This window comes from Clostridium sp. (assembly GCF_040797585.1).
Taxonomy (GTDB): Bacteria; Bacillota; Clostridia; order Clostridiales; family Clostridiaceae; genus Clostridium_Z.
Map to the genome: position 1 here is coordinate 1 of NZ_JBFNEO010000213.1, position 4,776 is coordinate 4,776.

The window sequence follows — 4,776 nt, forward strand, 5'->3', positions numbered from 1 at the left end:
CTATAAATCCTTGTATTTCTAGGGTTTTACAAAATTTTTAATCTTATTTCTGTGAATAATAAAATTATATTGTCCACACTTTCCACGACTTATCCACATTTCTTGTGGACAAGTTGTTATTAACTATGCTTTTTTTGTGGTTATCTCTGTTAATAGTTATGGATAACTTGTTAAAAACTTCTTAACTTCTCTCTCTATGATATGAAAAAAGTAATCACTTCAATAAATGACAATATTTCTTATCCTGATTTCACATATGTTTCTACAATTATTTTATTTATCAACATTATTATTTATTTTTCTTTTAAAATAAAGAAGCTGCAGCATTAAGAGTAAATACTACAATATATTGTATGTAAATCCCTTAGTGCCACAGCCCCTAAAATTTTACTTCTTAACTATTTTAAATTTAATCTCTTCACTATTTTTAAGATAATCAACTGCTTTTAAAGTTATAATTTGTCCATCTTCTAAATTTTTAAGCTCTAAATTAAACTTATACTCATTTCCTTTGTTTTCAACATAAGTGGAATTATCTACTTTTTTATAGAGCTCTCCATTAACATAGAAGCCATATCCAAATGCTGTATTATCTAAAACCCTTCCTTTAAGATTTAAAGTGTCTCCATAAACTATAATTTCATCCTTATTTCCTTCTGGTTTTTCCACCTCTATTACTGGTTTTACAGTATCTTTATATATCTTATATCCATAATTAAGGAGTTCTTCTCCATCATAATCCACTGCCTTAATATTTATTATTCTTAATCCATCTTCTGGTTTTATTGTAGTTTCAAAGTAAACTTCTCCCTTATTATTAGGCTTAGATAACTCTACTTCTTGTCCATCTACAGTTAGAGATTTTATATACCTTGAAACCTTTCCCCTGATCTTATATTCAGAGGTACTTAGATCAATTGCTCCTGACTCAAAAGCCTTATCTTCAAATTCTATAACAGCTGGTGGAACTTCTCCAACTTTAATAACAGTTCTTGATCCACCTAAATTATTAGCATAATCAAATGCCCCTACTTGAATGTCATTTATACTATTAGGTTTAAGCCCCTTAACAACTTTAGTATAGACATTCTTTTCCTTAATATACTCTGGCTTCGCCTTAGTAGCTTCAGTATTTAAAGCTCCATTAACAACCACTGGGAATAATCCATTTTCAGTAACTCCTGATAAATCATCTTCAGCCTTAAAGTATATCTTAACTGAGTCTTCTCCAATGTTCTCATAGCTCACTATATTAACCTTTGGAGCCTCAGTATCAACCTTAACAGGAACATCTATAACCTGCTCTTTTGCTGTTTCAATATCTACCTTAAGCTTGATTCTGTAGAAGTATTGTCCATCCTTAGCTACTTCCATTGCTCCAGTCTTCTTATTGTAGACTTGTCCATCCCAAGATATATTATCAATTATTTGTGGAACCTTACCCACATCATTATTTGCACTATATATCTTCTTCCTTAACTCTTCAATGGTACCAATTCTTCTTACCACTTCTTTATTTTCATTTAATACATCTACTTCTATAGATTTAGCATTTCTCATAAGATATAGGCCAGGTATTAAACTGTCATTATAGTTATCCTTGTTAGGACTTATAGCTATCTTATTTCCGTCATAATTTTTAGTATTATCCTCATTAACTGAAGTTACTCCTAAAATATTTAGCCCCTTAGAACTTCCTGTACCATTATAACTTAACATTAAGTTTTCAACTGATACATTTGCAAACTCTCCATTTTCAAGTAAAGCTTTTATAAGTGGATGCTTTTCTTTATCCCAGGCATTATTAGTTGTTATACTCTCCTTAGACCAATCCCCATAGAATCCCATGAAAGGTACATTTAATGAAGGAACATTAGTATCCTCAGACTTAAAGGTAATATATCCTTCAAGGAACTTCTCCGTAGATAGTCCTTCTCCTATATTTAAAGTTACATCTACTTTTTCACTTCCCTTAGGAGCTAAGGTAACTGTTTCCTTATTAAAAGAAACACTTGCATCCTTTTCATCAAGAATTACATCTTGGACCATCTTATTTTGAGAAGCTTTTTCACTTTGAGTTAATACTCCCCCTAATATTCCTAGGTTATACTTAACTTCTTTATCTCCATGATTTTTAAGGTCTATTGTAAACTTAGCCTTATTTCCCTTTATTTCCTTAAGAGCTACTGATGCTGCTCCATTATAGGTAGCTGTTACCCTATTTTTAACTGCATCTTCTATTTGAACAAGACCAGCTCCCTGTCTTCTTGGAGAATAAGGAACTCCTTCCCCATACTTGTCTATTTTCACTGAGCTTGTATTCATTAACATATTTTTAGCATAATCTATCTTTTCTCTACCTGAAACCTCTGGTGCATACTCTTTTATTCCTTGAAGAAGTAACGCTGCTGTTCCAGATACATGAGGTGCTGACATTGATGTTCCATTCATACTTCCATATTCATTATTATTAAGTGTTGAATATATTCTTCCTCCTGGTCCTGCTATCTGTGGCTTAAAGTCAAGGCTAGGAGATGGTCCCCAAGAACTAAAATCAGAATAATCATTCTTTAATGAGTTATCCCTAGATTCTGCTCCTATATCCCCATTAAATAATACTTTTTCAGTGGCAAGTCTTTGATAAATGCTCTCCCCAGTACTATTTGGAACAAATATAGCAGGAATTTTTATATTAGGATCACTTAGCATATTTATAAGACTTTCATCCTTATCCCTATTATACATAATAACTCCAACTGCTCCATTTTTCTGAGCATTTAATATCTTATCAGTAAATGCAATATCCCCTCTTTCTATAAGAGCTACTTTTCCCTTAGCATCCTTGCCTTTAAAGTCATCTACGCGCCCTAACCCAAAGTCTAATATTTCATGATCCTTATTTATAATAGTTGACATCTCATGTTGATGAAAAGTATATTTTCCTTCTGCCAGTATCTCACCATTAGAATTCTTTAATCTTACAGTATCAACCATAGCTATTAAATTCTCATAACTTGCAACCATTAAAGCATCTTTAGCTAAAGCTGGTGCTCCTACAACCCCTACATCGTTAAGGTTTAATTTATCAAAAGGTCTCGTTGAATAACCAGCATTTCCTGCAGATACTACCACCATTACCCCTGCATCAGTAGCTCTTTCAATTGCCTTTTGAGTTGGATTATTATCATTTCTAAAACCAGCTGAAGAGCCCAGACTCATATTTATAACATCTGCACCTAAAGCAACAGAGTCATCTATAGCTGCTATTTGATCATCTGCATAGGTATATTCCCCTAATGGTCCATTGGAGAATACCTTCATTGCAAGAAGTTGAACCTCTGGAGCTACTCCTTTTATTGCCTTATTTTCTTTAACTTCTTTCTCATCTCCATCAGCCCCTACAATTCCAGCTACGTGAGCTCCATGAGGTGATTTACTATCCTTTCTATCTATTACATCATTATTTTTATCTGCATAATTATATCCGAAAGGTATCTTTTCTGAGAAATAAGTATCTGCTGCCTTATCAGCTTTTAATACTCCTGTTTCCTTTACTTTATCAATAGAAGCCTTATTAAGCTTAAGCTTTCCATTATCATCTGGGCTTCTAAAATCCTTATGATTATAATCTATACCTGTATCTAGAATGGATACAACCATCCCTTCTCCCTTTAGACTATAATTCTTCCATATATTCTCAATCTGTGTTAATGTTTTAGCTGAATTCATTGCTATCTGGTGTTTCTCAGCCTCTATTACATTTTTTACTCCCTCTATATTTCTAAGCTTATCTATTTCTCCCCTCTTAACATCCATACTAAAACCATTAATTACATTGGTGTAAGAGTGTCTTATAGATGCTCCTTCAAGAGACTTTGCTTCTGCTTTTGCAGACTTTTGGCTCTTTTCTACCTTGTTCACCTCAGATTTTCCAGGTCTTTGTCCTTTTGCAACCATTTCTGATGCAGATTTACCCTCTACTTCTACTATTACTCTAACCATTTCATTTTGATCTCTAGTATCCTTATAGCTATTGTTAGCCTCCTTTAAATAAGGCGATACCTCATTTAATATACTATCCTTAGTTTCCTTTGATAAAGGCATATTTAGAATATCCTTTATGTTTTTAACTTCCTCAGTTCCTTGTGCAACCTTAGGAGATACTCCCAATGTCATAGCAGCTACAAGCATAGTTGACATGGCTTTAGACATACCTTTTCTAAAGCTTTGATTCATATTACCAAGCCCCCCTAGTTAATTTTATGATATATAATTATTTCTATATAAAAACATTCCTTTTTAAAAAGGAATGCTATATTCTTATTTATACTCCTTAGAAGCCCCTTCTTCGTAAGTAAATATACTCTCTCCTTCTAAAGGAGATTGAAGCTCATCTTCTAAAAGAACTATATTCACACCAGTGTTATCCCCTGATTTCACTATTTTTTTAAACTTTTTTCTTGTTCCCTCTTTAAATTCTTTTTCATTGGATACATCATACTTTATAAGAGTACCCTCTTCTCCATTGAATTTTAGATTCATAAGGTTTTTTACCTTTTTAACATTATCCTTCTCTAAATATTCTATTAAGAAAATCTCACTAGGTTTTTTATCATTATAATTTTTAATGAAATCCTCTATAACACTTAAGTTAATCACTTCTTCTTTTAATCCTTTATATATCTTTATAGCATAATTTTTATCTACTACATTCTCATAACTATATTCACTGGGAATATGGCTATTAACATTTACAGTATTAACTTCATCCTTGTC

General features: G+C 32.3%; 2 protein-coding genes. Both read right to left on the reverse strand.

The window, feature by feature from the left end:
• Positions 1-387 precede the first annotated feature (387 nt).
• Positions 388-4,236, reverse strand: coding sequence for a S8 family serine peptidase (locus AB2369_RS11480; RefSeq protein WP_367666617.1), 3,849 nt, complete (start codon positions 4,234-4,236; stop codon positions 388-390).
• A gap of 84 nt (positions 4,237-4,320) precedes the next feature.
• Positions 4,321-4,776, reverse strand: a 456-nt coding sequence (locus tag AB2369_RS11485) for a hypothetical protein (protein WP_367666618.1), incomplete at its 5' end; no start/stop codon positions are given.